Source organism: Kitasatospora sp. NPDC056531 (assembly GCF_042794375.1).
GTDB lineage: Bacteria > Actinomycetota > Actinomycetes > Streptomycetales > Streptomycetaceae > Kitasatospora.
On sequence record NZ_JBHTTU010000097.1, the window covers coordinates 1 to 23,536 of the forward strand.

15 protein-coding genes are annotated in these 23,536 nt (G+C 74.9%); 10 read left to right on the forward strand and 5 right to left on the reverse strand.

Annotation, left to right across the window (positions count from 1 at the left end):
• Positions 1-112 precede the first annotated feature (112 nt).
• Positions 113-2,014, reverse strand: a complete 1,902-nt coding sequence (locus ACFQ87_RS38380; RefSeq protein ID WP_380615579.1) for a DEAD/DEAH box helicase — start codon at positions 2,012-2,014, stop codon at positions 113-115.
• 696 nt (positions 2,015-2,710) lie between these two features.
• On the opposite strand from ACFQ87_RS38380, the gene ACFQ87_RS38385 reads away from it, so the two are divergent.
• Positions 2,711-3,439: a ferritin-like fold-containing protein gene (locus tag ACFQ87_RS38385; RefSeq protein WP_380615580.1), complete on the forward strand. Its 729-nt coding sequence runs from the start codon at positions 2,711-2,713 to the stop codon at positions 3,437-3,439.
• Between the two features lie 6 nt (positions 3,440-3,445).
• Here ACFQ87_RS38385 and ACFQ87_RS38390 read toward each other — a convergent pair whose 3' ends face one another.
• The 3 genes from ACFQ87_RS38390 to ACFQ87_RS38400 all read right to left on the reverse strand — a co-directional run bounded on the left by ACFQ87_RS38390 (position 3,446) and on the right by ACFQ87_RS38400 (position 4,930).
• Positions 3,446-3,772: a hypothetical protein gene (locus tag ACFQ87_RS38390; RefSeq protein WP_380615581.1), complete on the reverse strand. Its 327-nt coding sequence runs from the start codon at positions 3,770-3,772 to the stop codon at positions 3,446-3,448.
• A 137-nt stretch (positions 3,773-3,909) separates the two neighbouring features.
• Positions 3,910-4,137 (reverse strand): DUF3107 domain-containing protein, encoded by a 228-nt coding sequence (locus ACFQ87_RS38395; RefSeq protein WP_270144341.1) that lies wholly within the window; start codon positions 4,135-4,137, stop codon positions 3,910-3,912.
• Between the two features lie 133 nt (positions 4,138-4,270).
• A complete protein-coding gene (locus tag ACFQ87_RS38400; protein ID WP_380615582.1) occupies positions 4,271-4,930 on the reverse strand; it encodes a TetR/AcrR family transcriptional regulator in 660 nt (219 codons plus the stop codon).
• 220 nt (positions 4,931-5,150) lie between these two features.
• Here ACFQ87_RS38400 and ACFQ87_RS38405 point away from each other — a divergent pair, with 220 nt between their 5' ends.
• The 5 genes from ACFQ87_RS38405 to moeZ all read left to right on the forward strand — a co-directional run bounded on the left by ACFQ87_RS38405 (position 5,151) and on the right by moeZ (position 11,743).
• Complete coding sequence (locus ACFQ87_RS38405; protein ID WP_380615583.1) at positions 5,151-6,053, forward strand: alpha/beta fold hydrolase; 903 nt, start codon at positions 5,151-5,153, stop codon at positions 6,051-6,053.
• Between the two features lie 345 nt (positions 6,054-6,398).
• Entirely contained in the window at positions 6,399-8,114 is a 1,716-nt protein-coding gene (locus ACFQ87_RS38410; RefSeq protein ID WP_380615584.1) for a DUF3492 domain-containing protein, read from the forward strand.
• Positions 8,114-9,208, forward strand: coding sequence for a hypothetical protein (locus ACFQ87_RS38415; protein WP_380615585.1), 1,095 nt, complete (start codon positions 8,114-8,116; stop codon positions 9,206-9,208). Before ACFQ87_RS38410 ends, ACFQ87_RS38415 begins: the two co-directional genes overlap by 1 nt.
• 118 nt (positions 9,209-9,326) lie before the next feature.
• The gene (locus tag ACFQ87_RS38420; protein WP_380615586.1) at positions 9,327-10,334 is read left to right on the forward strand and encodes an NAD-dependent epimerase/dehydratase family protein; all 1,008 of its coding nucleotides are present in this window, start codon (positions 9,327-9,329) and stop codon (positions 10,332-10,334) included.
• 230 nt (positions 10,335-10,564) lie between these two features.
• On the forward strand, positions 10,565-11,743 hold the full coding sequence (gene moeZ, locus ACFQ87_RS38425; protein ID WP_380615587.1) for an adenylyltransferase/sulfurtransferase MoeZ: 1,179 nt from the start codon (positions 10,565-10,567) through the stop codon (positions 11,741-11,743).
• A 79-nt stretch (positions 11,744-11,822) separates the two neighbouring features.
• On the opposite strand, the gene ACFQ87_RS38430 is transcribed toward moeZ, so the two are convergent.
• Positions 11,823-14,543 carry a flippase-like domain-containing protein gene (locus tag ACFQ87_RS38430; RefSeq protein ID WP_380615588.1) on the reverse strand — a complete coding sequence of 907 codons (2,721 nt, stop codon included), beginning with the start codon at positions 14,541-14,543 and terminating at the stop codon, positions 11,823-11,825.
• 134 nt (positions 14,544-14,677) lie between these two features.
• Here ACFQ87_RS38430 and ACFQ87_RS38435 point away from each other — a divergent pair, with 134 nt between their 5' ends.
• From ACFQ87_RS38435 to ACFQ87_RS38450, 4 genes are all read left to right on the forward strand, one after another.
• Positions 14,678-15,055 (forward strand): MGMT family protein, encoded by a 378-nt coding sequence (locus ACFQ87_RS38435; protein WP_380615589.1) that lies wholly within the window; start codon positions 14,678-14,680, stop codon positions 15,053-15,055.
• Positions 15,056-15,369: 314 nt separating this feature from the next.
• Positions 15,370-18,744, forward strand: a complete 3,375-nt coding sequence (locus ACFQ87_RS38440) for an ATP-dependent helicase (protein WP_380615590.1) — start codon at positions 15,370-15,372, stop codon at positions 18,742-18,744.
• A 95-nt stretch (positions 18,745-18,839) separates the two neighbouring features.
• A complete protein-coding gene (locus tag ACFQ87_RS38445; RefSeq protein WP_380615591.1) occupies positions 18,840-22,067 on the forward strand; it encodes a UvrD-helicase domain-containing protein in 3,228 nt (1,075 codons plus the stop codon).
• Positions 22,068-22,261: 194 nt separating this feature from the next.
• Positions 22,262-23,446, forward strand: a complete 1,185-nt coding sequence (locus tag ACFQ87_RS38450; RefSeq protein WP_380615592.1) for a PP2C family protein-serine/threonine phosphatase — start codon at positions 22,262-22,264, stop codon at positions 23,444-23,446.
• The last annotated feature ends 90 nt before the right edge of the window (positions 23,447-23,536 follow it).

Here is a 23,536-nt window from a genome sequence, read left to right on the forward strand (position 1 = left end):
GCCCGCATCCCCACTCTCCTTCCTTACGCCCTTCTTTTGGTTGGGAGGGGGAACTCTCGGGGGGGAGGGGGGGTCTCCCACTCCCCCCCCCCCCCCCTCGGGGTGGGAGGTGTCAGCTCTCCGGGGTGGCCGCGGCCTTGCGGGTGCGGGTGCGCTTGCGCGGGGCCGGGACCTCGGCGGAGGCCTCGGCGGCCGGGGCCTCCGGGGCGGTCTCCGCGACGGCCTTGGGCTTGCGGGTCCGGGTGCGGGTCGCGGGCTTCTCGGCCGGCGCCTCGGCGACGGCCTCGACGGCCTCGGCCTTCGGCTTGCGGGTGCGGGTCCGGGGGGCGGGCTTCTCCTCGGCCGGGGCCTCGGTCGCCGTCTCGACGGCCTCGGCCTTGGGCTTGCGGGTCCGGGTGCGGGTCGCCGGCTTCTCGGCCGGGGCGGCCTCGACCGGCGCCTCGACGACGGCCTCGACGGCCTCCGCCTTCGGCTTGCGGGTCCGGGTGCGGCGCGGCTTCTCCTCGGCGACCGGCTCGGCGACGGTCTCGACGGCCGGAGCCGCCTCGACGACCGCCACGGCGGCCTCGGCCACGGCGGCGCCACCGCGCGAACGACGGCGGCGACGGCGCGGCGCGGCCTCGCCCTCGGCGCCCTCGACGGCAGGGGTCCCCTCGGTCACCGGAGCGGCAGCGGCGGCCTCGCCCTCGGCGCCGACCTCCGAGCCGCGGCGGGTGCGGCGGCGCTCACGGGTGCGGCGCGGCTTCTCCTCCGCCGGGGTCTCGACGGCGGCACGGCCCGGGCCGCTCCGCCCGCCGCGGCCGGAGCGGGAACCGCGTCCGCCGGTCTCGCCGAGGTCCTCGATCTCCTCGGCGCCGAGCCCGGCCCGGGTGCGCTCCGAGCGCGGCAGCACGCCCTTGGTGCCCGGCGCGATCTTCAGCAGCTCGTACAGGTGCGGCGAGGTGGAGTAGGTCTCCTCCGGCTCGTTGAACGGCAGGTCCAGCGCCTTGTTGATCAGCTGCCAGCGCGGGATGTCGTCCCAGTCGACCAGGGTGACGGCCGTACCGGAGGCGCCGGCCCGGCCGGTGCGGCCGATCCGGTGCAGGTAGGTCTTCTCGTCCTCGGGGCACTGGTAGTTGATGACGTGGGTGACGCCCTCGACGTCGATGCCGCGGGCCGCGACGTCGGTGCAGACCAGCACGTCGACCTTGCCGTTGCGGAAGGCCCGCAGCGCCTGCTCGCGGGCGCCCTGGCCGAGGTCGCCGTGGACCGCGCCGGCCGCGAAGCCGCGCTGGGTCAGCTGGTCGGAGACGTCGGCGGCGGTGCGCTTGGTGCGGCAGAAGATCATCGCCAGCCCGCGGCCGTCGGCCTGCAGGATGCGCGAGACCATCTCGACCTTGTCCAGCGAGTGCGCACGGAAGATGTGCTGCTCGATGTTGGCGACGGTCGCGCCGGTGTCGTCCGGGGCGGTGGCCCGGATGTGGGTCGGCTGGCTCATGTACCGGCGGGCGAGGCTGATCACCTGGCCCGGCATGGTGGCCGAGAACAGCAGGGTCTGCCGCTTGGCCGGCAGCATCGTGATGATCTTCTCGACGTCCGGCAGGAAGCCGAGGTCGAGCATCTCGTCGGCCTCGTCCAGGACCAGCGCGCGGACCTTGGACAGGTTCAGCTTCTTCTGCCCGGCCAGGTCCAGCAGGCGGCCCGGGGTGCCGACCACGATGTCGACGCCCTTGGTGAGCGCCTCGACCTGAGGCTCGTACGCCCGGCCGCCGTAGACGGCCAGGACCCGCACGTTGCGGACCTTGCCGGCGGTCTGCAGGTCGTTGGTGACCTGGGTGCAGAGCTCACGCGTCGGGACGACGATCAGCGCCTGCGGGAAGTCGGAGAGCTGCTCCTCGGTGGCCCGGCCGGCGTCCACGTCGGCGCGCACGACGGCCCGCTCGATCAGCGGGAGGCCGAAGCCGAGGGTCTTGCCGGTGCCGGTCTTGGCCTGGCCGATGACGTCATGGCCGGTCAGCGCGACCGGGAGGGTCATCTCCTGGATCGGGAAGGGATGGACGATGCCGACGGACTCGAGTGCCTCGGCGGTCTCCGGGAGGATCCCCAGTTCCCGGAACGTCGTCTTGATGGGTTCAGCGGTGGTGGACAGGGTGCTGCCTCTTCCGTTTTCGGAGGGGCCGAGAGCGAGCGGGGGCGGGCAACCGCGCGGCTGCGTACGGGCCGGGGCGGCCCCGAATGCAGCTGCGCGGACGCACAACCGTGCCGGTCCCTGCGGCCGGCCGGTGCGCGCGGCCCGGTGCGGGGCGCGTCGCCGGCGGCGTCGGGGAGGATTCCCGTGAGGGACCTGCGCGGGACCTCCGCCAGGGGGCGTGGTCTCGGCGGCCCTCGCTCGGCCACTGATGCGGTGCCAAGGCTTGAAGTCCAAGCCATGGTCGGAGCCGATCGGCTCTCCGACCGGGCATCCGCGTACGTGAGTACCCGTGCCTCCGGTGCGGACACGTCCGAGGGGACGGTGCCGCTACGGAGCGGGCTTGCGCGGGCCACCGAGACGGCGGTGACACCGTGCGAGCACGACGGGGCTCCGTACCACCATACAGTCAGGCGACGACTCGAACACGTGACGCGTCTGACATTGCCCCGGGGGACCGGCCCGTGACCGGGCACTCCGGGCGGTCACCCGGCTGCGCCGGGTGGTGGGGCCGGCGCCGGAGCGGGACTAAGGTGGCGGGTCATGGAGACCCATGGTGAGACGCAGGACGGCGCGGCCGGCTCGATCGGCGACTGGGCCACGTGCTCGGCCGAGCCGGGCTACCGCGCGGCGGTGCTGGACCTGCTCGGCGCGCTCGCGTACGGCGAGCTGAGCGCCTTCGAGCGCCTCGCCGAGGACGCCAAGCTGGCGCCCGACCTCGCCGACAAGGCGGCTCTGGCCCGGATGGCCTCCTCCGAGTTCCAGCACTACCAGCGGCTGCACGACCGGCTCGCCGAGATCGGCGCCGACCCGCAGGAGGCCATGCGCCCGTTCGTCGAGCCGCTGGAGCTGTTCCACCGGATGACCGCGCCCTCGGACTGGCTGGAGGGCCTGGTCAAGGCCTACGTCGGCGACGCCATCGCGACCGACTTCTACCGCGAGGTGGCCGTCCGGCTGGACGACGACACCCGCGAGCTGGTCCTCGGCGTCATGTCCGACACCGGCCACGCCCAGTTCGCCGTCGACAAGGTCCGCCAGGCCATCGAGGCCGACCCGCGGGCCGGCGGACGGCTCGCCCTGTGGGGCCGACGGCTGATGGGCGAGGCGCTCAGCCAGGCCCAGCGGGTGGTCGCCGAGCGGGACGCGCTGTCCAACCTGCTGGTCGGCGGCGTCCATGTGCAGGGCTTCGACCTGGTCGAGGTCGGCAAGATGTTCAACCGGATCACCGAGGCGCACACCAGGCGGATGGCCGCGCTCGGCCTCGCCTCCTGAGCGGCGTCAGGCCGGCCGGTGCCGCCGCGGCGCGCGGTGGGCACCGGACCGGTGCGGGTGGTGCCGGTGCGCCGGCGCCCGGCCGGCGGCCAGGTCCGGCCGGGCCAGCAGCGAGGTGAGCACCCCCGCGGCCAGCGCCGAGAAGGCCACCGCGACGACCGGGTAGCGCCCGTCCAGGCAGAAGTGAGCGACCACCCCGCCGAGCAGCGCCGCCGCCGGCGCCGTGCCGGCGACCAGCGGGCGGGACGCCCGGAAGTACGCAGGCAGGCCCAGCAGCGCGGCCGCGCCCGTGACCAGGCCGACGAGGGCGAAGGCGATCGACTCGACCAGCACGGCAGCCTCCCCGGGGGACGGGCGCGCGGCAGCGGTGCCGCACCAGTCGGCGTACCCCGCCCCACCCCGCCGTACACGCGCCGGTGCCCCGCTCCCTGAGGGGAACGGGGCACCGGGAACGAGCTTCGGACGGCGCCTCAGAGGGTGCCGAAGCCGACCTTGCGGGCGGCCTGCTCGCCGATCTCCACGTACGCCAGGCGCTCGGCCGGGACGATGACGCGGCGGCCGTGCTCGTCGGTCAGCGAGAAGAGCTTGGTGGAGCCCTCCAGCGCCTTCGCGACCGCGCTCTCGACCTCATCGGCAGTCTGCGAGCTCTCGATCACGATCTCGCGCGGCGCGTTCTGCACGCCGATCTTGACCTCCACGGCTTCCGTCCCTCCGGGGTTGCAGCCTCCACGCGCGGCACCGGACCGCCCGGAACAGGCGTTCGCGGCGACCGCGCCGTACGGCTTCACCATAGAGCACCCGATCACCGCCCAGGCGAAGGTCAGCGGATCGTCACCGCTGAGCGGAGCCCTCCCCGGCCTGATCGCCCGGGTGCATCGGGAAGCCCTTCAGCCCGCGCCAGGCCAGGCTGGCGACCAGCCGCACCGCCTCGTCGCGCGGGATCTCCAGACCCTGCGAGAGCCAGTAGCGGGCGGTGATCTGGGCCAGGCCGCAGACCCCGGCGGCCAGCAGCTTGGACTCCGACTCCGGCAGGTCGGTGTCCTCCTGGATCACCTGGCTGACCAGCGTCGCGCTCGCCTCGGAGGCCCGCTCGACCCGCTCGCGCACGGCCGGCTCGTTGGTCAGGTCCGACTCGAAGACCAGCCGGAACGCGCCCGACTCGCTGGAGACGTAGTTGAAGTACGCCTCCATCGTCGCGGCCACCCGCAGCTTGTTGTCGGTGGTCGTCCCCAGTGCCTCGCGGGTCGACTCGACCAGGGCGTCGCAGTGCTTGTCCAGCAGCGCCAGGTACAGCTCCAGCTTCCCGGGGAAGTGCTGGTAGAGCACCGGCTTGCTGACCCCGGCGCGGTCGGCGATGTCGTCCATGGCGGCCGCGTGGTAACCCTGCGCGACGAACACCTCCTGGGCGGCACCGAGCAGTTGTTCACGGCGGGCGCTTCGCGGCAGGCGGGCACCGCGCGGGCGCTCCTGCGCCTCCTGGATGGCCGTCACGGCGCTCCTCACTTCGGGTTGTTCGGGGCTGGCAAGAGGGCCGATTCTACTTTTCGGTAACCGCGCCCGCGTTCGGCGAAGGCGAGAAAAGCTGCCCGGCCTCCTTGTCAGGAGCCCACAATACGGCGCTGACCTCGGCGTCGGCAGTGGTGTGACGAGGGGTGGAACGGCCGGACCACGCCACACCGCCCGCGGCCGGGGCTCAATACCATCGTCCACCATGAGCAGCACTGAGCAGCAGGTACGTACGGTCGAGGTCCCCGGGGCGGTGCTCGCGGTGCACCGCCCCGCCGACGAAGCGGGCCCCGACGGGCGCGAACCCGGGCTCTTCGTACACGGCCTCGGCGGCTCGGCCGCCAACTGGACCGCCCTCATGGACCGCCTCGGCGGCCTCGTCGACGGCGAGGCCGTCGACCTGCCCGGCTTCGGCCGCTCCACCCCGCCCACCGACGGCAACCTCAGCGTCTCCGGCCACGTCCGCGCCGTCATCGGCTACCTGGAGGCGACCGGGCGCGGACCGGTCCACCTGTTCGGCAACTCGCTCGGCGGCGCCGTCGCCGTCCGGCTCGCCGCCCTGCGCCCCGACCTGGTCCGCAGCCTCACCCTGGTCTCGCCCGCCCTGCCCGAACTGCCCCCGCAGCGCTCCGCCTGGCCCACCGGCCTGCTCGCCCTGCCCGGCGTGCCCGCGCTGCTGCGCCGGCTGCCCGCGGGCCGGCGCGACATCGAGGCCGCCACCGAGGACCTGCTGCGGCTGGTCTACGGCGACCCGGCCGCCCTGAGCCCGGCCACCCGGGCCGAGGCGGTGGCCGAGTACCGGCGCCGGCTGGAGGTGCCGCACGCGATGCAGGCGCTGATCGGCTCCGCCCGCGGCATCGTCTCGGCGTACACCGAGCGCGGCGACCAGGCGCTGTGGCGGCAGGCCGAGCAGGTCCGGGCGCCGGTGCTGCTGGTGTACGGGCTGCGCGACAAGCTGGTCGCCTACCGCTCGGCCCGCCGCGCCTGCGCGGCCTTCCCGGACGCCCGGCTGCTGGTGCTGCCGGAGTCCGGGCACGTGGCGATGATGGAGCACCCCGACGCGGTCGCCCGCTCCGTGCGCGAGCTGATCGCGCACGCCGGCCGCTGACCACGGCGCACCGGGCGCCCCGCGGACGACGCCCGCGTATAGCGCCCGCTAACGGCCCGGTCCGGGGCGAGGTCACGGCGGTTCACTCGTTCAGGTGGCAGCCAGGCATGTGACCGATGGATCGCCCCGGGCCGGTCCTACCTTTCTGCTGCCGGACCGAACAGGTGTGGGGGAGGGCCGCTGACGCCGGAGCACACGGCGGGCGGCCCGGGAAAGGGTCCCGGCGTACGGCCCCGCGGCTCCCGTGGCCCCTTCCCGAGGGGCGTCCCAGGGGTGCGAGGGGACAGCCGGCCCTGACCGAGGGCTGCCGTCATCGCCCCGCTCCGAGGCAGAAGGAGGTCTTCCGTGCGCGTCGCCCTGCTCACCGAGGGTACCCGTCCGCATCCCCGGCGTGGTGCCGGAGCCTGGTGCGACCGGCTGGTCGAGGGCCTGCCGGAGCATCGGTTCGAGCTGTACCTGCTGACCGGCCCCGGGGGCGCGGGGGCTGTCCCGGGCGCCGCCGAGCGGCTCTCGCCCCCCTGGCTCGGGGCGCGCGACCTCGCGCTGTGGGGGCGCCGGCCGCGCGGCCGGGCGCCGGGCGCGCGGCGCAGACGCCAGTACGCCGGAGCGTACGAGGAACTGGTGCGGGCGCTCGTGCTGCCCGGGCAGCGGGCCGGCTTCGGCGCCGGGCTGTACCGGCTGGCGGCACTGGCGGGGGAGGACGGCACGCTGCCCGCCTTCCTCGCCTCCGCGCACGCCCGGCGGGTCCTGGAACGGACCTGGCGGCTGCCCGGCGCGGACACCTCCGCCGGGCAGCCGCTGGTGTGCGACGTCCTGGTTGCCGCGGACCTGCTGGAGCAGTGCCTGCGGCCGCTGTCCGCGCCCTGGTACGGCACCGGGCCCGGGGGCCTGGGCGGGGTCGACCTTTGCCACGTCGTCGGCGGCGGCCCCGCCGCACTGCCCGCCCTGGTCGCCCGGCACCTGCACGGGGTGCCGTTCGTCGTCACCGAGCACGGCCTGCACCTGCGCGAGCAGTACCTCGGCTACCGCGAGGCGCCGTACCGGTGGCCGGTGCGGGCGCTGCTGCTGGCCTTCTTCCGGGCCCTCACCGAGGAGACCTACCGGCAGGCCGCGATACTCACCCCGGGCAGCGCCCACGACCAGCAGTGGCAGCGCCGCTGCGGGGCCGATCCGGCGCGCACCCGGGTGGTGAACGAGGGCACCCCGGCCGTGGACCGCCCGGCGGCCGGGCCCGAGCCCGGGCGGCCCACCCTGGTGTGGGCGGGCGCGCTGGAACCGGGCCGCGACCCCGAACTGATGCTGCACGCCTTCGCCCGGGTCCGCGCCGAACTGCCCGAGGCCCGCCTGGTGATCCACGGCGAGGAGGCGGCCCCCGGCTACCGGGCGCACTGCGCGGCGGTCGCCGAGCGGCTGGGCACCACCGGGGCGGTGGACTTCGCCGGACGGCCCGGCTCCCTCGCCCGGGCCTGGGAGGGCGGCACGGTGACCGTCTTCACGGCGCTCTCCCAGCGCGGCCCCGGACTGCTCGCGGACGCCATGCTGAGCGGCCGGGCCGTGGTGACCACCGACGTCGGGGTGGCCCGGGAGGTGGTCGGCCCGACCGGGCTGCTGGTGCCCGCCCGCGACCCGCGCGCCCTGGCCGGGGCCTGCCTGGCGCTGCTGCGCGACGAGGAGCGGCGGGCCCGGCTCGGGCTGGCCGGGCGCCTGCGGGCGCAGGAACGCTTCGCCGTCGAGCCGGTGATCGGCGCCTTCCGGGAGATCTACCTGGAGCTGGTCTCCCAGTACCCCGCCTTCCCCGGCGGCGACGGCGGCGAGGACGGCCGGGCACCGCGCCCCTTCGCCCGCCCCGCCGAGTACTGGCTCACCGACGGCCCGCGCCCGGGCCACGGCGGGGACCCGGACGGCGGCGGCGAGGACCCCGGCACCCCGGAGCAGTCCGCCGCCCGGCACCCCCGCGGTGCCCGCCTCGCCGCACTGCCCTGCGGCACCGACACCCGACGGGAGCGCGGCGACGACCCCGGCGGGCAGGAGCACGCCGAAGAGCTCGCGGAGGCCGTCTGATGTCCGGCGGCGCGGCCGCGGGCAGCGTCGACCCGGTGCGCGAGGTGATGGCCGAGCACCGGGAGCTGTGCGAGCGCGCCGTCGACCCGCTGGAGATCGCCGCCGGGCTGGAGGAGGCCGGACTCGGCCCGGACGCCGCCGCCCGCTGCCGGCACGCCGACCTGTTCTCGCTCGCCGAGGAGCTGTACGCCCGGGTGCCCCGCCGCCCGCCCGCCGCGCCGGACCCACCCCGGCCCGGGCGGCGCGGTGCCGGAACCCGGGCCGCCCTGACCGCCGCCGCGCTGGCCGCGCCGCCCTGCGCCGCCGTGGCCGCGCTCGGCGCCCGCTGGCCGGTGCTGCTGCCCGCCGCCGTACCGCTGGTACTGCTGCCCGCGCTGACCGCCCCGGCCGAGCCCGACCCGCCGCCGACCGCCCCGGCTCGCCCCGACGCCCTGGGCCCCGCCCCGGGCCGCGCCCCTGCCCCGTCCCCGTTCCCCGGCTCCCGGCTGCGCCCCGCCGCGCTCGGCCACGGGCTGGGCCTGGCCGCGCTGTTGCTGCTCCCGCTGGCCGTACCGGGCGGGGACCGGCCGCTGGCCGTCGCGCTGGTGCTGGCCGCCGCGGTGTCGGCGGGCTCGGCCGAGCGGGCGGCCCGCTGGTATCGGCAGGTGGGCCGCGGCCACCTGGGGGCGGCCCGCACGCTGGCCGAGTTCCGGGCCCGGATGCGGCCGGTGCTGCCGGTCGCGCTCGCGCTGCACCTGGCGGTGCTCGCGGTGCTGACGTACGCCGCGCTGGCGGTGCTCGCCGTGGTGGCGCCGCGCCCCGGGCCGGGCCACGGCGGCGGGCTGCTGCACCTGGCCGCCGAGCGGGCGGGCCCCGCGCAGTGGGCGGCGCAGGGCGTGCTGGGCCTGCTGCTGGTGCTGCCCGTGCTGGTGGCCCGCTGCGGCCGGACGACGGCCGCCGCGCTGGGCGCGCTGGCCGGGCCCGCCGCGGCGGCGGTGCCGCTCGCCCTGGGCCGCTCCGGGCCGGCCGCCGTGCTGCTGGGCGGCGGCGCGGTCGCGACGGTGCTGCTGGCGTACGCCTGGGCGCGGCTCGGCCGAGCCGGCGCGCACCGCTGACGCCGCGACGTCCGACCGTCCGCCGCCCCGCCCCTCCGACGCTCGAAAAACGCTGTTCGTTCGTAGTTCTCAGTCCGCCAGGTCGTCCCCGACCTCGCTTCGTGGAAGGACGCCCCCGATGAGGGTGCTGCTGCTGGGCGCCGACGGCTTCATCGGCCGCCGGGTGACCGATCGTCTGCTGATGGACCAGGAGTTGCAGGTGACGGTGCTCGGCCGGCGCGACTCGGCCGACATCCGCTTCGACCTGACCACCGGGAGCCCGGGCGCGCTGGCCCGCTTCCTGGACGCGGTCGCGCCGCAGGTGGTGATCAACTGCGCGGGCGCCACCTACGGCAGCTCGCGCACCCTGATCCGGTCGAACACGCTGGCCGTCGCGACCGTCTGCGAGGCGATCCGGCGCAGCCGGGAGCCCGCCCGGCTGGTGCACGTCGGCTCGGCCGCCGAGTACGGGCCGGTGCCCGGCGGGGTGCCGGTCTCGGAGCAGGCCGAGCCGCGGCCGGTCGGCCCGTACGGGGTGTCCAAGCTGGCCGGGACGGAGCTGGTGCTGGCCTCCGGGCTGGACGCGGCGGTGCTGCGGGTGTTCGACGTGGTGGGCCCGGGGGCGCCGACCGCCTCGCTGTTCGGGCGGCTCGCCGAGGGCCTGCGGCGGGCGCTGGAGCGGGACGAGAACCAGGTGCGGATGCCGGACCTGTCCGGATACCGGGATTTCGTGGACGTGCGGGACGTCGCGCGGGCGATCCAGGCGGCGGCGGTCTCGGCCGCCACCGGGGTGATCAACATCGGTAGCGGGCACGCCGTCCGGGCCCGGGACGCGGCCCAGCTGCTGGTGCGGGCCTCGGGCTTCGAGGGGTCGATCGTCGAGGAGAACCGCCAGGTCCTGCTGCCCGCGCAGGCCGGCGGGCCGGGCGGCGACCACCTGCCCGGCCATCACCACCCGTCAGGGCAGTACATGCCGGGGCACCGGCCGGAGGGTCACCGGCCGGAGGGCCGACCCGCCCCGGGCGAGCCGGTGCCGTGGCGGCAGGCGGACGTGCGCACCGCCCGGGACCGTCTCGGCTGGCGGACACAGGTGCCGCTGGAGGAGTCGCTGGGGGACGTCTGGCTGGAGACGGCCTGCCGGGTGTGAGCTCGCTCCGGGGGTGTCCCGGGCCCGGAATCACGGGCCCCGGGCCGCCGGGTGGGGCCCGTCGGCCGGTTCCACGATCCGGCGCGGCCCGTCTCGCCCATCGGACGGGCCGTCTCGGAATACCGGAGGGGCGTGACACTGTTGGCCTAGAGAGCCACCTGAGTGGCGGAGCAGCAACCCCGTCCGAGGCGGCCCTGGGCCACCTGAACAAGACACCCATCGGAGTCCCCGTGTCGTTGCCACCCCTGGTCGAGCCGGCCGACGAGCTCACCGTTGACGAGGTCCGCAGGTACTCCCGCCACCTGATCATCCCGGACGTCGGGATGGCCGGGCAGAAGCGGCTGAAGAACGCCAAGGTGCTGTGCGTCGGCGCCGGTGGCCTGGGTTCGCCCGCGCTGATGTACCTGGCCGCCGCCGGTGTCGGCACGCTGGGCATCGTCGAGTTCGACGTGGTCGACGAGTCGAACCTGCAGCGCCAGATCATCCACGGCCAGGCCGACATCGGCCGCTCCAAGGCGGAGTCGGCGCGGGACTCGGTCAAGGAGATCAACCCCTACGTCGACGTGATCCTGCACGAGGAGCGCCTCGACAACTCCAACGTGATGGAGATCTTCTCCGGCTACGACCTGATCGTGGACGGCACCGACAACTTCGCCACCCGCTACCTGGTGAACGACGCCGCGGTGCTGCTCGGCAAGCCGTACGTGTGGGGCTCGATCTACCGCTTCGACGGCCAGGCCAGCGTGTTCTGGGCCGAGCACGGCCCCTGCTACCGCTGCCTGTACCCGGAGGCCCCGCCGCCGGGCATGGTCCCCTCCTGCGCCGAGGGCGGTGTGCTGGGCGTGCTGTGCGCGTCCATCGGCTCGATCCAGGTGAACGAGGCGATCAAGCTGCTGGCCGGCATCGGCGACCCGCTGGTCGGCCGGCTGATGATCTACGACGCCCTGGAGATGAACTACCGCCAGGTGAAGGTCCGCAAGGACCCGAACTGCGCCGTCTGCGGTGAGAACCCGACGGTCACCGAGCTGATCGACTACGAGGCCTTCTGCGGCGTCGTGTCGGAGGAGGCGCAGGCCGCCGCAGCCGGTTCGACCATCACCTCGAAGCAGCTCAAGCAGTGGCAGGACGACGAGGAGGACATCTACCTCATCGACGTCCGCGAGCCCGGCGAGTACGAGATCGTCAACATCCCCGGCGCGGTGCTGATCCCGAAGAACGAGTTCCTGATGGGCGACGCGCTGGAGAAGCTGCCGCAGGACCGGAAGATCGTGCTGCACTGCAAGTCGGGCGTGCGCTCGGCCGAGGTGCTGGCCGTGGTGAAGGCCGCGGGCTTCGCCAACGCCGTCCACCTGGGCGGCGGCGTGCTCGGCTGGGTGAACCAGATCGAGCCGCACAAGCCGGTCTACTAGAAGAGGCTGACGCGAAGGGAGGGCCCGCCGTCCGGCGGGCCCTCCCTTCGCGCGTCCTCCCGTGCGTCTTCCCGTACGGTCAGAGCGCGTGCTTGCGCTGCAGCACGTTGTAGGCGATCCAGCCCGGCAGCACCGGCAGCCAGAAGGTGAGCGCCCGGTAGAGGAACACCGCCGGGGTGGCGACCGCAGGGGGCACGTCCGCGACGGTCAGCGCGCCGATCAGCGCGACCTCGACGGGGCCGATGCCGCCCGGGGTGGGGATCGCCGAGCCGGCCGCGTTGGCGGTCAGGAAGACCACCGCGACGGCCGAGAAGCTGACGTCGCCGCCGAAGGCCTGCACCGAGAAGTCCAGGCAGGCGGTGAAGGAGAGGGTCAGCAGCAGGATGCCGCCGAAGCCGGTGAACAGCTTGCTGGGCGTCTGCATCAGGTCGAGCATCCGCGGCACCACGCCGAAGAACAGCGAGCGCAGCCGGCCCAGCACGAAGCGCCGCAGCGGCGCGACGGCGGCCACCACCAGGGCGAGCACGGCGGCGGTCAGCACACCGATGATCACCGCGCGGGACGCGGAGAGGTCGCCGTTGGTCTGGCTGCCGGTGATCAGGCCGAAGCTGAACAGCAGCAGCAGGTGCCCGGCCAGGCCCGCCAACTGGGAGGCGCCCACCGAGGCGACCGCCTGGCCGGGGCGGATGCCGGCCTTCTGCAGGTAGCGGGTGTTGAGCGCGATGCCGCCGATCGCGGCGGGGGCGACCAGCTTGACGAAGGAACCGGCCAGCTGGGCCGCGACGGTGCGCCGGAACGGCAGCCGCTCGGGGACGAAGCCGGTCAGGCTCATCGCGGCGGCGACGTAGCTGAACGCGGCCGCGAGCAGGGCCGCCGCCGCCCACGCCCAGTTCATCTGGGACAGCTTGAGCTGGGCGGGCTTGATGGTGGTCAGCGCCAGGTAGGCGGCGAAGGTGAGCGCGATCACCATGATCAGGCTCTTCGGCTTCAGCCGCTCCAGCCTGGCCGGCTCCATCGGCGCCTCGGGGGCGATCTGCAGGATCTGGCCGCGGATACGGCTGAGCAGGTCCTCGCCGGCCGCCGCGATGTCCTCCTCGGCCTGCTGCTGGGTGCGCTCGCCGGCCGCGACCTGCTCCAGCGCCCTGGCCCGGGCGGCGGCCTTGCGCTCCTTGGTGAGCTTGGCGAGGTCGACCCGGGTGGAGCGGCTCATCCCGACCGGCTGGAGCAGCGGCAGCGCCTGGGCGACCCGGTCGGCCCCGAGCACCGCGTTGGCGGTGGCCACGGCCCGCTCGGGGCCGATCCGCAGCGCGAAGGTGGTGACCAGCTGGGCGACGTCGATGCGCAGCGTCAGGTCGGTGGCGGCGATGTCGCCGCCGGAGAGGTTGACCAGGCAGGCCGTCTTCCCGTCCGCCGCCACCAGCAGCGACTCCCCGGTGAGCCGGCGGTGGGCGATCCGGCGCTCGTGCAGGGCGGCCACCGACTGCCACAGCGAGGCCATCACCTGGTCGGTGACCTCCTCGTCCGCCAGCTCGTCCAGGGTGCGGCCCTCGACGTTCTCGTACACCAGGATCGCGGCGTCCGGGCCCAGCTCGGACGTGGCGACCAGCTGCGGCGCACGGGCGCCCGAGGCGGCCGCCGCGTACGCGATCAGGGCCTCCTGCTCCAGCGCCTGGCGCAGCGACTGGGGGCTGCGGCGCACCGCCACCGAGCGCAGCCGCAGCCGCCGCCAGGCCCGGTAGAAGAAGCCGGAGGCCTGCTGCTCGCGGTCGATGATGTGGACGTCCAGCGGCGGGCCGTCCTGCTGGGTGACGTAGTAGCGGCGGGTGCCGCCAGGCGCGTCCGGGGCGCGGTGGGCGCCGTCCGGGGTGAAGCCGACCTTGCGCAGGCCGATCATCAGGTGCTGGCCGGTGGGCCGGATGTTGGGGGAGCCGATCGCGTACAGCGTGCCGTAGGCGACGGACCAGCCGATCAGCACGGTCAGCAGCAGCGACAGCGGGGTGGTGTAGCCGCCGAGCAGCTCGGTGACGCCGCTGAAGACCACCACCACCCACAGGGCCACCCGCCAGCGGGGTCTGCTCGACATGCCGACGGCGGTCATGTAGGCGATCACCGGGGCGAGGTAGCCGTGCACCGGGTCGGTGAGGGTGCCGTTGCTGTCCATCGGTAGCCGGGTCAGCGCGTCCCGGATGTGATCGGAGGCGCCCTCCGCCACCCACCAGTCGATGCCCAGCGAGACGCCGTACGCCAGCACCGAGGCGAGCACGCCGTCGGCGACCCGCAGGCCGTCGCGTTTGATCAGCCGCTCGACGGCGAACGCCAGCGGCACGGCGAGCACCGCGACGCTGGAGACCAGGCCGGTGATGGTGGACAGCACCGCGGAGAAGTGCGGCGCGTTGGTGGCGATGTCCTGCTCGATGCCGGTGGTGGTCGAGGTGGCGATGCCCGCCAGCACGAAGACGGCGACTATCCCGAAGACGCCGGCCAGGAAGCGGATCAGGTCGGACGGGCGGTGCGCGCGGGCGGCGAGCAGCGGCTCGTCGACGTCCAGGTGCGGGGCGTCGTCCAGCGGGTCGTGGTACTCGCCCCGCTGGACGGGCTGCACCGGAACGAGGGGTCGCTCGGCCGGCTCGGGCGTCTTCTCGGGCGTGGGGGTCTTGATCGTCGGGTCCTTGATCAGGGAGACTTCCGGCGTCGGCCCGTGCTCGGGCCCGCCGTCGGACTCGCCGCCGGGCGCCGGGGGCACGGCGGATCCGGACTCGTCGGAGTCCCTGTCCACGCCCACGTCAGCCGTCCCGGTCATCTGGTCTTGTCCTCGTATCACCACTCACCGCCCCGAAGATGGTGGCATGTCCCGCGCCCCTGTGCTGGACAGGGGGCGGATCGGGCGCGGCGGATCGATCACCCGGGGCCGCGCGTGCGCCCCTGTAAGGAAGAATGCCGCAGGTGACGGACGTAACAGACGGCGGCCTCCCGGACGACCTACCGCCCTTCGTCGAACTCGTGCTCGACCTGACCGAGCGGATTCCACCCGGCAGGGTGATGACCTACGGCGACGTCGCCGAGTACCTCGGCCAGGGCGGTCCCCGGCAGGTCGGCCGCGTGATGGCACTGTACGGCGGCTCGGTGCCCTGGTGGCGGGTGATCCGCGCCGACGGCCGCTTCCTGCCAGGGCACGAGCACCGCGCCCTCGCCCACTACAGCGAGGAGGGCACCCCGCTGCGCGAACTCGCCGACCCGCCCCGGGTCGACCTGAGGCGGGCCCGCTGGGACGGCGAGCAGATTTCACCGGACCGTTCGCGCGGGCGGGATTGACGGGGCGGGACCGTAGGCTCGATACGGGCGGGCCCCGGCGGGCCCGCCCGACCATGCTCCTGTGTACGACCCCAGGAAATTCCGTGAGCGAGCGAAGCGAGCGAGCCATCAAGAGGTGCGTGCGGGCGAATGCCCCTGCCGAGCGCAGCGAGGCGGGCGCGTGAGCGAGCGGAGCGTGCGAGCCATCGAAAGGTGCGTGTGGGCGAATGCCCCTGCCGAGCGCAGCGAGGCGGGCGCGTGAGCGAGCGGAGCGAGCGAGCCATCGAAAGGTGCGTGTGGGCGAATGCCCCTGCCGAGCGCAGCGAGGCGGGCGCATGAGTTCGCCGTACCGGCTCGTGCGCAGCCCGCTCGTCCAGCCCGACCCGCCCGCGCTGGACGCCTACCAGCGCGCCGTGGTCGAGCACACCTGCGGCCCGCTGCTCGTCCTCGCCGGACCGGGTACCGGCAAGACCACCACCCTGGTCGAGGCGGTCGCCCGGCGCGTCCAGGACGGCACCGACCCCGAGAAGATCCTCGTCCTCACCTTCAGCCGCAAGGCCGCGATGGAACTGCGCGACCGGATGTCCGGCCGCCTCGGCACCGCCGCCGCCCCGCAGGCCACCACCTTCCACTCCTTCTGCTACGCCCTGCTGCGCGCCCACCAGGACCCGCAGGACTACGCCGAACCGCTGCGGCTGCTCTCCGGCCCCGAGCAGGACGTCATGGTCCGCGAACTGCTCGCAGGCGGCGCCGAGGACGCCAAGCTCGGCAGTACCCGCATCCAGTGGCCGCTGGACCTGCGCGCCTGTCTGACCACCCGCGGCTTCGCCGACGAGGTCCGCGCCGTCCTCGCCCGCAGCCGCGAACTCGGCCTCGGCGAGGCCGAACTCGAACGCTTCGCCCAGGGCGTCCAGCGCCCCGACTGGGCCGCCGCCGCGCACTTCCTCGCCGACTACCTCGACGTCCTCGACCTGCGCGGCGTCCTCGACTACGCCGAACTCGTCCACCGCGCCGTCCTGCTCGCCGAACGCCCCGAGGTCGGTGAGGAGCTCCGGCAGCGCTACGAGGTCGTCTTCGTCGACGAGTACCAGGACACCGACCCCTCCCAGGTCCGGCTGCTGCGCCAACTCGCCGGCGGCGGACGCGACCTCGTCGCCGTCGGCGACCCCGACCAGTCGATCTACGCCTTCCGCGGCGCCGACATCAACGGCATCCTCGACTTCCCGCAGACCTTCCGACAGGCCGACGGCAGCCCCGCCGAGGTCAAGGTGCTGCGCGTCTCCCGCCGCTCCGGCGCCGTCCTGCTCGCCGCCTCCCGCGAGCTCGCCCGCCGGATGCCGATGGGCCGGCTGCCCGCCGACAAACTCGCCCAGCACCGCGCCCTGCTGCCCTCCCGCGAGGGCGGCCGGGCCGAGGTCTACACCTACCCGACCCCCGGCGCCGAACTCGACTCGATCGCCGACCTGCTGCGTCGCGCCCACCTGGAGGACGGCGTGCCCTGGGGCGAGATGGCCGTGCTCGTCCGGGCCGGCGCCCGCTCCATCCCCGGCGTGCGGCGGGCGCTCGGCGCGGCCGGCGTCCCGCTGGAGATCGACGGCGACGACCTGCCGCTGCGCGAGGAGCCCGCCGTCGCCCAGCTGCTGCTCGCCCTGCGGGTCTGCGCCCAACAGGCGACCCGGTTCGCCGCCCGCGACCGGCACGGCGACCCGGACTCCACGGAGCAGGACACCCCCGACCCGGACACCGTCGGCCCGGATACCCCCGACCCCCTCACCGTCGACCTGGCCCACGCCCTGCTCACCGGCCCGCTCGGCGGCCTCGACGGCTCCGACCTGCGGCGCCTGGGCCGCGCCCTGCGCGAGGAGGAACGCGCCGCCCTGCGCGCCGAAGGCCGCCCCGCCGCCGCCCCGCGCCCGGCCGGCGAACTGATCCGCGAGGCCCTCGCCGAACCCGAGCGCCTGATCGCCCTCGACCCGGCGACCGCCCGCCGCGCCCGCGACCTCGGCACCCTGCTGCGCAAGGTCCGCGAACGCCTCACCGGCGGCTGCACCGCCGAGGAAGCCCTGTGGGAGCTGTGGGACGGCAGCCGCCGCTGGCGCGAACGCCTGGAACGCGCCGCGCTGCGCGGCGGCGCCGCCGGCCGCAACGCCGACCGCGACCTGGACGCGCTGTGCGCCCTGTTCGAGACCGCCGCCCGCGCCGAGGAACAGGTCACCGGCCACCGCAGCGCCCTCGACCTGCTCGCCGAACTCGAAGCCCAGGACATCGCCGCCGACACCCTCACCGTCCGCGCCGTGCGCCCCGAGGCGGTCCGGCTGATGACCGCCCACCGCTCCAAGGGCCTGGAATGGCGCCTGGTCGTCGTCGCCGGCGTCCAGGACGGCCTCTGGCCCGACCTGCGCCGCCGCGGCTCCCTTCTGGAGGCCGACCGGATCGGGCGCGACGGCCTCGCCGAACCGCTCTCCCCGGCCGCCCTGCTCGGCGAGGAACGCCGCCTCTTCTACGTCGCCGCCACCCGCGCCAAGGAACGGCTGATCGTCACCGCCGTCAAGGCGCCCGCCGACGACGGCGACGAGCCCTCCCGCTTCCTGCGCGAGCTCTACCGCGAGGACGTCGACCCGCGCACCGGCAAGGTGCTGCGCCGCACCCCGCCGGTCACCGTCGAGGACGTCACCCACCGCCCGCGCCGCCCGCTGTCGGTCGCCGCCCTGGTCGCCGAACTGCGCGCCGTCACCGTCGACCCCGCCCGCTCGCCCGAACTGCGCCGCGCCGCCGCCGAACGCCTCGCCACCCTCGCCGCCGCCACCGACGAGGAGGGCCTGCCGCTGGTGCCCGCCGCCCACCCCGACCGCTGGTGGGGCCTGGACGACGCCACCGCCGCCCCCGAACCGCTGCGCAGCGCCGACCTGCCCGTACGGCTGTCCGGCAGCGGCCTGGAACAGCTGGAGAACTGCTCGTTGCAGTGGTTCCTGGACAAGGAGGTCAAGGCCCGGGGCGTCGGCTCCGCCGCCCAGGGCTTCGGCAACGTGGTGCACGCCCTCGCCGACGAGGTCGGCTCCGGCCGCACCCCCGCCGACCTCTCCGTCCTCATGGAACGCCTGGACACCGTCTGGGACGCGCTCGCCTTCGACGCGCCCTGGAAGTCCCAGCAGGAGAAGGGCGAGGCCCGCGCCGCCCTGGAGCGCTTCCTCAGCTGGCACGTCCTGGAACGCGGCCGCGACGTCGTCGCCACCGAGCACGGCTTCGACGTCACCCTCGACGTCGGCGGCGTCTCGGTGCGCATCCGCGGCTCCATGGACCGGGTCGAGAAGGACCGGGCCGGGCGCGCCTACGTGGTCGACTTCAAGACCGGCAAGCAGATACCCACCGACAAGTCGCTGCCCGAGCACAAGCAGCTCGCCGTCTACCAGCTCGCCGTGCGCGCCGGCGCCCTCAACGAGCTGCCCGGCTTCACCGCCCGCCCCCCGGCCACCGGCGGCGCCGAACTCGTCCACCTGCGCGAACCCGCCGCCAAGGCCGCCCCGGACGCCCCCAAGGTGCAGCGCCAGGAGCCGCCCGAGGCCGACCCGTGGATCGAGAACCTGCTCGCCGAGGCCGCCGGCAAGGTCCTCGCCGAGCGCTTCGTCCCGCAGACCGGCGGCGGCTGCGACCGCTGCACCTTCCGCCGCAGCTGCTCCGCCCAGCGGGACGGCGCGCAGCTCGTGGAGTAGGCACGGTTTCTCTGAGCGCCCGCTCGCCTCCGGGGGCCGTGACCCGGGGCACGGCCCGATCCCGGGTTGTCCGCCGCTCCGGTTACGGTTGCGGGGTGACCGCCGTGCTCAGCCATCCCGACCAGCTCAAGGAGCTGCTGGGCATCCCGTTCAACCGGGAGCAGATGGCGGCCATCGGCGCCCCCCTGGCACCGGCCGTGATCGTGGCCGGCGCCGGCTCCGGCAAGACCACCGTGATGGCCGCCCGGGTCGTCTGGCTGGTCGGCTCCGGCGCCGTACGGCCCGAGGAGGTCCTCGGCCTCACCTTCACCAACAAGGCCGCCGGCGAACTCGCCGAACGCGTGCGCGCCAACCTGCTCCGGGCCGGGATCGCCGACCGGGCCGACACCGACCCCCTCGGCGACCCGGAGATCTCCACCTACCACGCCTTCGCCGGCCGCCTCCTCAAGGAGCACGGCCTGCGGATCGGCATCGAACCGGACGTGCGCCTGCTCGCCGACGCCACCCGCTTCCAGCTCGCCGCCAAGGTGCTGCGCACCGCCCGCGGGCCCTTCCCCGCCCTCACCGGCACCTTCGCCAACCTCGTCGCCGACCTCACCGCCCTGGACGGCGAACTCGCCGAACACCTGGTCGAGCCCGCCGCCCTGCGCGCCCACGACGAGGAGCTGCTCGACACCCTCGCCACCGTCAAGCTCAGCAACGACGACCTGCGCGCCGTCCCCGCCACCGCCCGCGCCCGACTGGAACTGCTGCGCCTGGTCGAGGACTACCGCCGCCGCAAGCAGACCGCCGGACTGATGGACTTCGGCGACCAGATAGCCGCCGCCGCCCGCCTCGCCCAGCAACGCCCCGAGGTCGGCGAACTGCTCCGCGGCCAGTTCAAGGTCGTCCTGCTCGACGAGTACCAGGACACCTCGGTCGCCCAGCGGCTCATGCTCGCCGGCCTGTTCGGCGCGGGCCCCGACCAGCGGGGCGGCGGCCACCCGGTGACCGCCGTCGGCGACCCCTGCCAGGCCATCTACGGCTGGCGCGGCGCCTCCGTCGCCAACCTGGACGACTTCCCGAGGCACTTCCCGAAGGCCGACGGCCGCCCCGCCGACCGCTACGCGCTCAGCGAGAACCGCCGCAGCGGCGGGCGCCTGCTCGCCTTCGCCAACGAACTCGCCGCCCCGCTGCGCGCCATGCACGAGGGCGTCGAGGCGCTGCGCCCGGCCCCCGGCGCCGAACAGGACGGCTACGTGCGGGCCGCGCTGCTGCCCACCCACGCCGAGGAGGTCGACTGGCTCGCCGACTCGATCGCCCACCTGGTGCGCACCGGCACCGCCCCCGGCCGGATCGCCGTGCTGTGCCGCGGCGGCGCGGCCTTCCCCGACATCCACGCCGCCCTGGTCGCCCGCGAGGTGCCGGTCGAGGTGGTGGGCCTCGGCGGGCTGCTGCAACTGCCCGAGGTGGCCGACCTGGTGGCGGTCTGCGAGGTGCTGCAGGACCCGACGGCCAACGCCGCCCTGGTACGCCTGTTGATCGGCCCGCGCTGGCGGATCGGCCCGCGCGACCTCGCCCTGCTCGGCCGCCGCGCCGTCGACCTGGTGCGCACCGAGCGGCCCGAGGGCGTGTCGGCGCTGGCCGCGGCCGTCGCCGAGGCCGACCCCACCGAGGTGGTCTCGCTGGCCGACGCGGTGGAGACCTTCCTCACCGCCTCACCCGGTGAGGGGGGTGACCAGCCGGACGACCTGCCGTTCTCCGCCGAGGCCAGGGTCCGCTTCGCCCGGCTCGCCGCCGAACTGCGCGAGCTGCGCCGCTCGCTCGCCGACCCGCTGATGGACGTGCTGCACCGGGTGCTGGCCGTCACCGGCCTGGAGGTCGAACTCGCCGCCTCCCCGCAGGCGCTGGCCGCCCGGCGGCGGGAGACCCTGCACGCCTTCCTGGACGTCGCCGCCTCCTTCGCCGACCTGGACGGCGACCCGGGCCTGGCCGCCTTCCTCGGCTTCCTGCGCGCCGCCCAGGAGTACGAGCGGGGCCTGGACAGCAGCCTGCCCGGAGGCGAGGACACCGTGAAGGTGCTCACCGCCCACAAGTCCAAGGGCCTGGAGTGGGACGTGGTGGCCGTCCCCGGCCTGGTCAAGGGGGCGTTCCCGTCCAGTACCCCGCGCGAACGCTGGACCAGCACCAAGCGCGTGCTCCCGCACGCCCTGCGCGGCGACGCCGCCACCCTGCCCGACGTGCGCGGCGGCTGGAACGGCAAGTCGATGGCCGCGTTCAAGAAGGAGCTGGCCGAGCACTCCGGCACCGAGGAACTGCGCCTGGGCTACGTCGCGTTCACCCGCCCCCGCGCGCTGCTGCTGGCCTCCGGCCACTGGTGGGGGCCCAGCCAGAAGACCGTCCGCGGCCCGTCCGCCTTCCTGGAGCGGCTGCGCGAGCACTGCGAGCGGCCGGGCGCCGGCGAGGTCGAGCACTGGGCCGAGCAGCCGGACAAGGGCGCCGAGAACCCGGCGCTGGCCGCCGCCGTCGAACGCCCCTGGCCGCTGCCGCTGGACCCGGGCGCCCAGCACGCCCGCCGCCGGGTCGCCGCGGTGGTGCGCGGGCGGATCGCCGGGGCGCCCGCCCCCGAACCCGAGCCGATGGCCGCCGAGGACCAGCGCCAGGTGGCCTCCTGGGACCGCGACCTGACCGCGCTGCTGGGCGAGTTGGAGCGCTCCCGGCGCACCGCCCGGGAGGTGCCGCTACCCGCCGCGCTGTCCGCCACCCAGCTGCTGCGCCTGGCCGCCGACCCGGACGGCTTCGCGCACGACCTGGCCCGCCCGATGCCGCGCCCCCCGCAGCCCGCCGCCCGGCGCGGCACCCGCTTCCACGCCTGGGTGCAGTCCCGGATCGAGCCGCTGCTGCTGATCGAGCCCGGCGCGTTGCCCGGCGCCGACGACGACGGCATCGAGGACGAGCAGGACCTGGAGCGGCTCAAGGAGGCGTTCCTGCGCACCCCGTACGCCCAGCGCAGGCCCCACCGGGTGGAGGCGCCGTTCCAGCTGGTGCTGGCGGGGCGGGTGGTGCGCGGCCGGATCGACGCGGTCTACCGGTACGGTGACGTGCTGTCAGAATCGGGTGGTGCGTCACGCTACGAAGTGGTGGACTGGAAGACCCATCGCGAGGAGACCGCCGACCCGCTGCAGCTCGCGGTCTACCGGCTGGCCTGGGCCGAGCAGGCGGGCGTGGATCCCGAGCAGGTCACGGCTTCGTTCCTGTACGTCCGCAGCGGGCGGATCGTCCGTCCGGAAGGACTTCCCGACCGAAAAGAGTTGGAACGGCTCCTGATCGGGAACAGTGACTAATGAGTCACGCAGAGCATCCAAGTCATCACATCGACGTCCGAAACCTGTGCGTCGCATACGTTTCGCGCCTATTGTGGGGTCGGTAACCGGTCAACCCCCGTGCTCCGGCCGCCAGCGAGGCCCGCGTTCCCTAACCCTCAGTCATCACCGCAGGTGCCCCCGGGCATCGGCGCCTTCTGCTGGAGAGACCGAAGTTGAGCGCGACCGGATGGATCAGAGAGCGGTTCACCGGGCCGACCCCGGGACCCGCCCCGGGCGCGACCGGCACCTGGCCGAGGACGGCGCTCGCGCTGCCCCTCATCGGCATGGCGCTGATCGTCGTCCTCGACTACCTCAGCGGCACCGAGGTGACGGTCGAACCCGCCCTCACCGCCGTCCCCGCGCTGGCCGCCGTGGTCAGCCGCCGCACCTGGTACCCGCTCGTCATCGGCCTGTGCACCGAGGCGGCGGCCTTCCTGATGGCCTTCCGCAGCGACGCGCTCGGCGAGTCCGTGCACGCCGCCAGCGTCATCGCGATCCTGCTGGTCGCCACGATCGGCTGGGTCAGCGCCACCCTGAGACTGCGTCAGGAGCGCGCCCTCGCCGACGCCCAGCTGGTCGCCTCGATCGCCCGCCGGGTCCTGCTGCGGCCCGTCCCCGAGAAGGTCGGCAGCATGCGCGCCGCCGTCCACTACGAGGCCGCCGCCGCACACGCCCGCATCGGCGGCGACCTGTACGAGGTCGTCAACACCCGCCACGGCGTCCGGGCCGTGGTCGGCGACGTCCGCGGCAAGGGCCTCGGCGCGGTCGAGACCGCCGCCGCCGTCCTCGGCGCCTTCCGTGAGGCCGCCCACCAGGAACCCGCTCTCGATCGGGTGGCCGGCTGGCTGGCCGTCAGCCTCGACCGCGCCCTGCACGAGAACGACCACCCCGGCGTGGAGGAGGAGTTCGTCACCCTCGTGCTGATCGGCGTCGGCCCCGACGGCACCGCCGAGCTCGTCAACTGCGGACACCCCGCGCCGCTGCTGCTGCGCGGCGACACCGTCCGCCCGCTGGAACTCGCCGACACCGTACCGCCGCTGGGCGTCCTCGACCCGGCCGACGTCCACCCCCCGGTGCACCGGGTCCCGCTCCAGGGCGGCGACCGGGTCCTGCTGTTCACCGACGGGGTGATCGAGGCCCGGGACCGCTCCGGCGCCTTCTACCCGCTCGCCGAACGCCTCCCGCGCTGCGCCGACGGCCGCCCCGCCGACGTCCTGCAGCGCCTGCACGAGGACGTGGTGCGCCACGTCGGCCGCCAACTCGGCGACGACGCGGCCATGCTGCTCCTGCAGTACGATCCCCAGCCGACCCCGACCTTCCAGCTGCCCCAGCAGAGCGCCGTCCTGACGACCAGCTAGCCCCATCCTCCGCACGTGACACGTTCGGGTGAATGGATGGCATGACTGCCTTCTCGGGGATGGAAGTTCGCTTGGGTGGGGGTGTGTCGA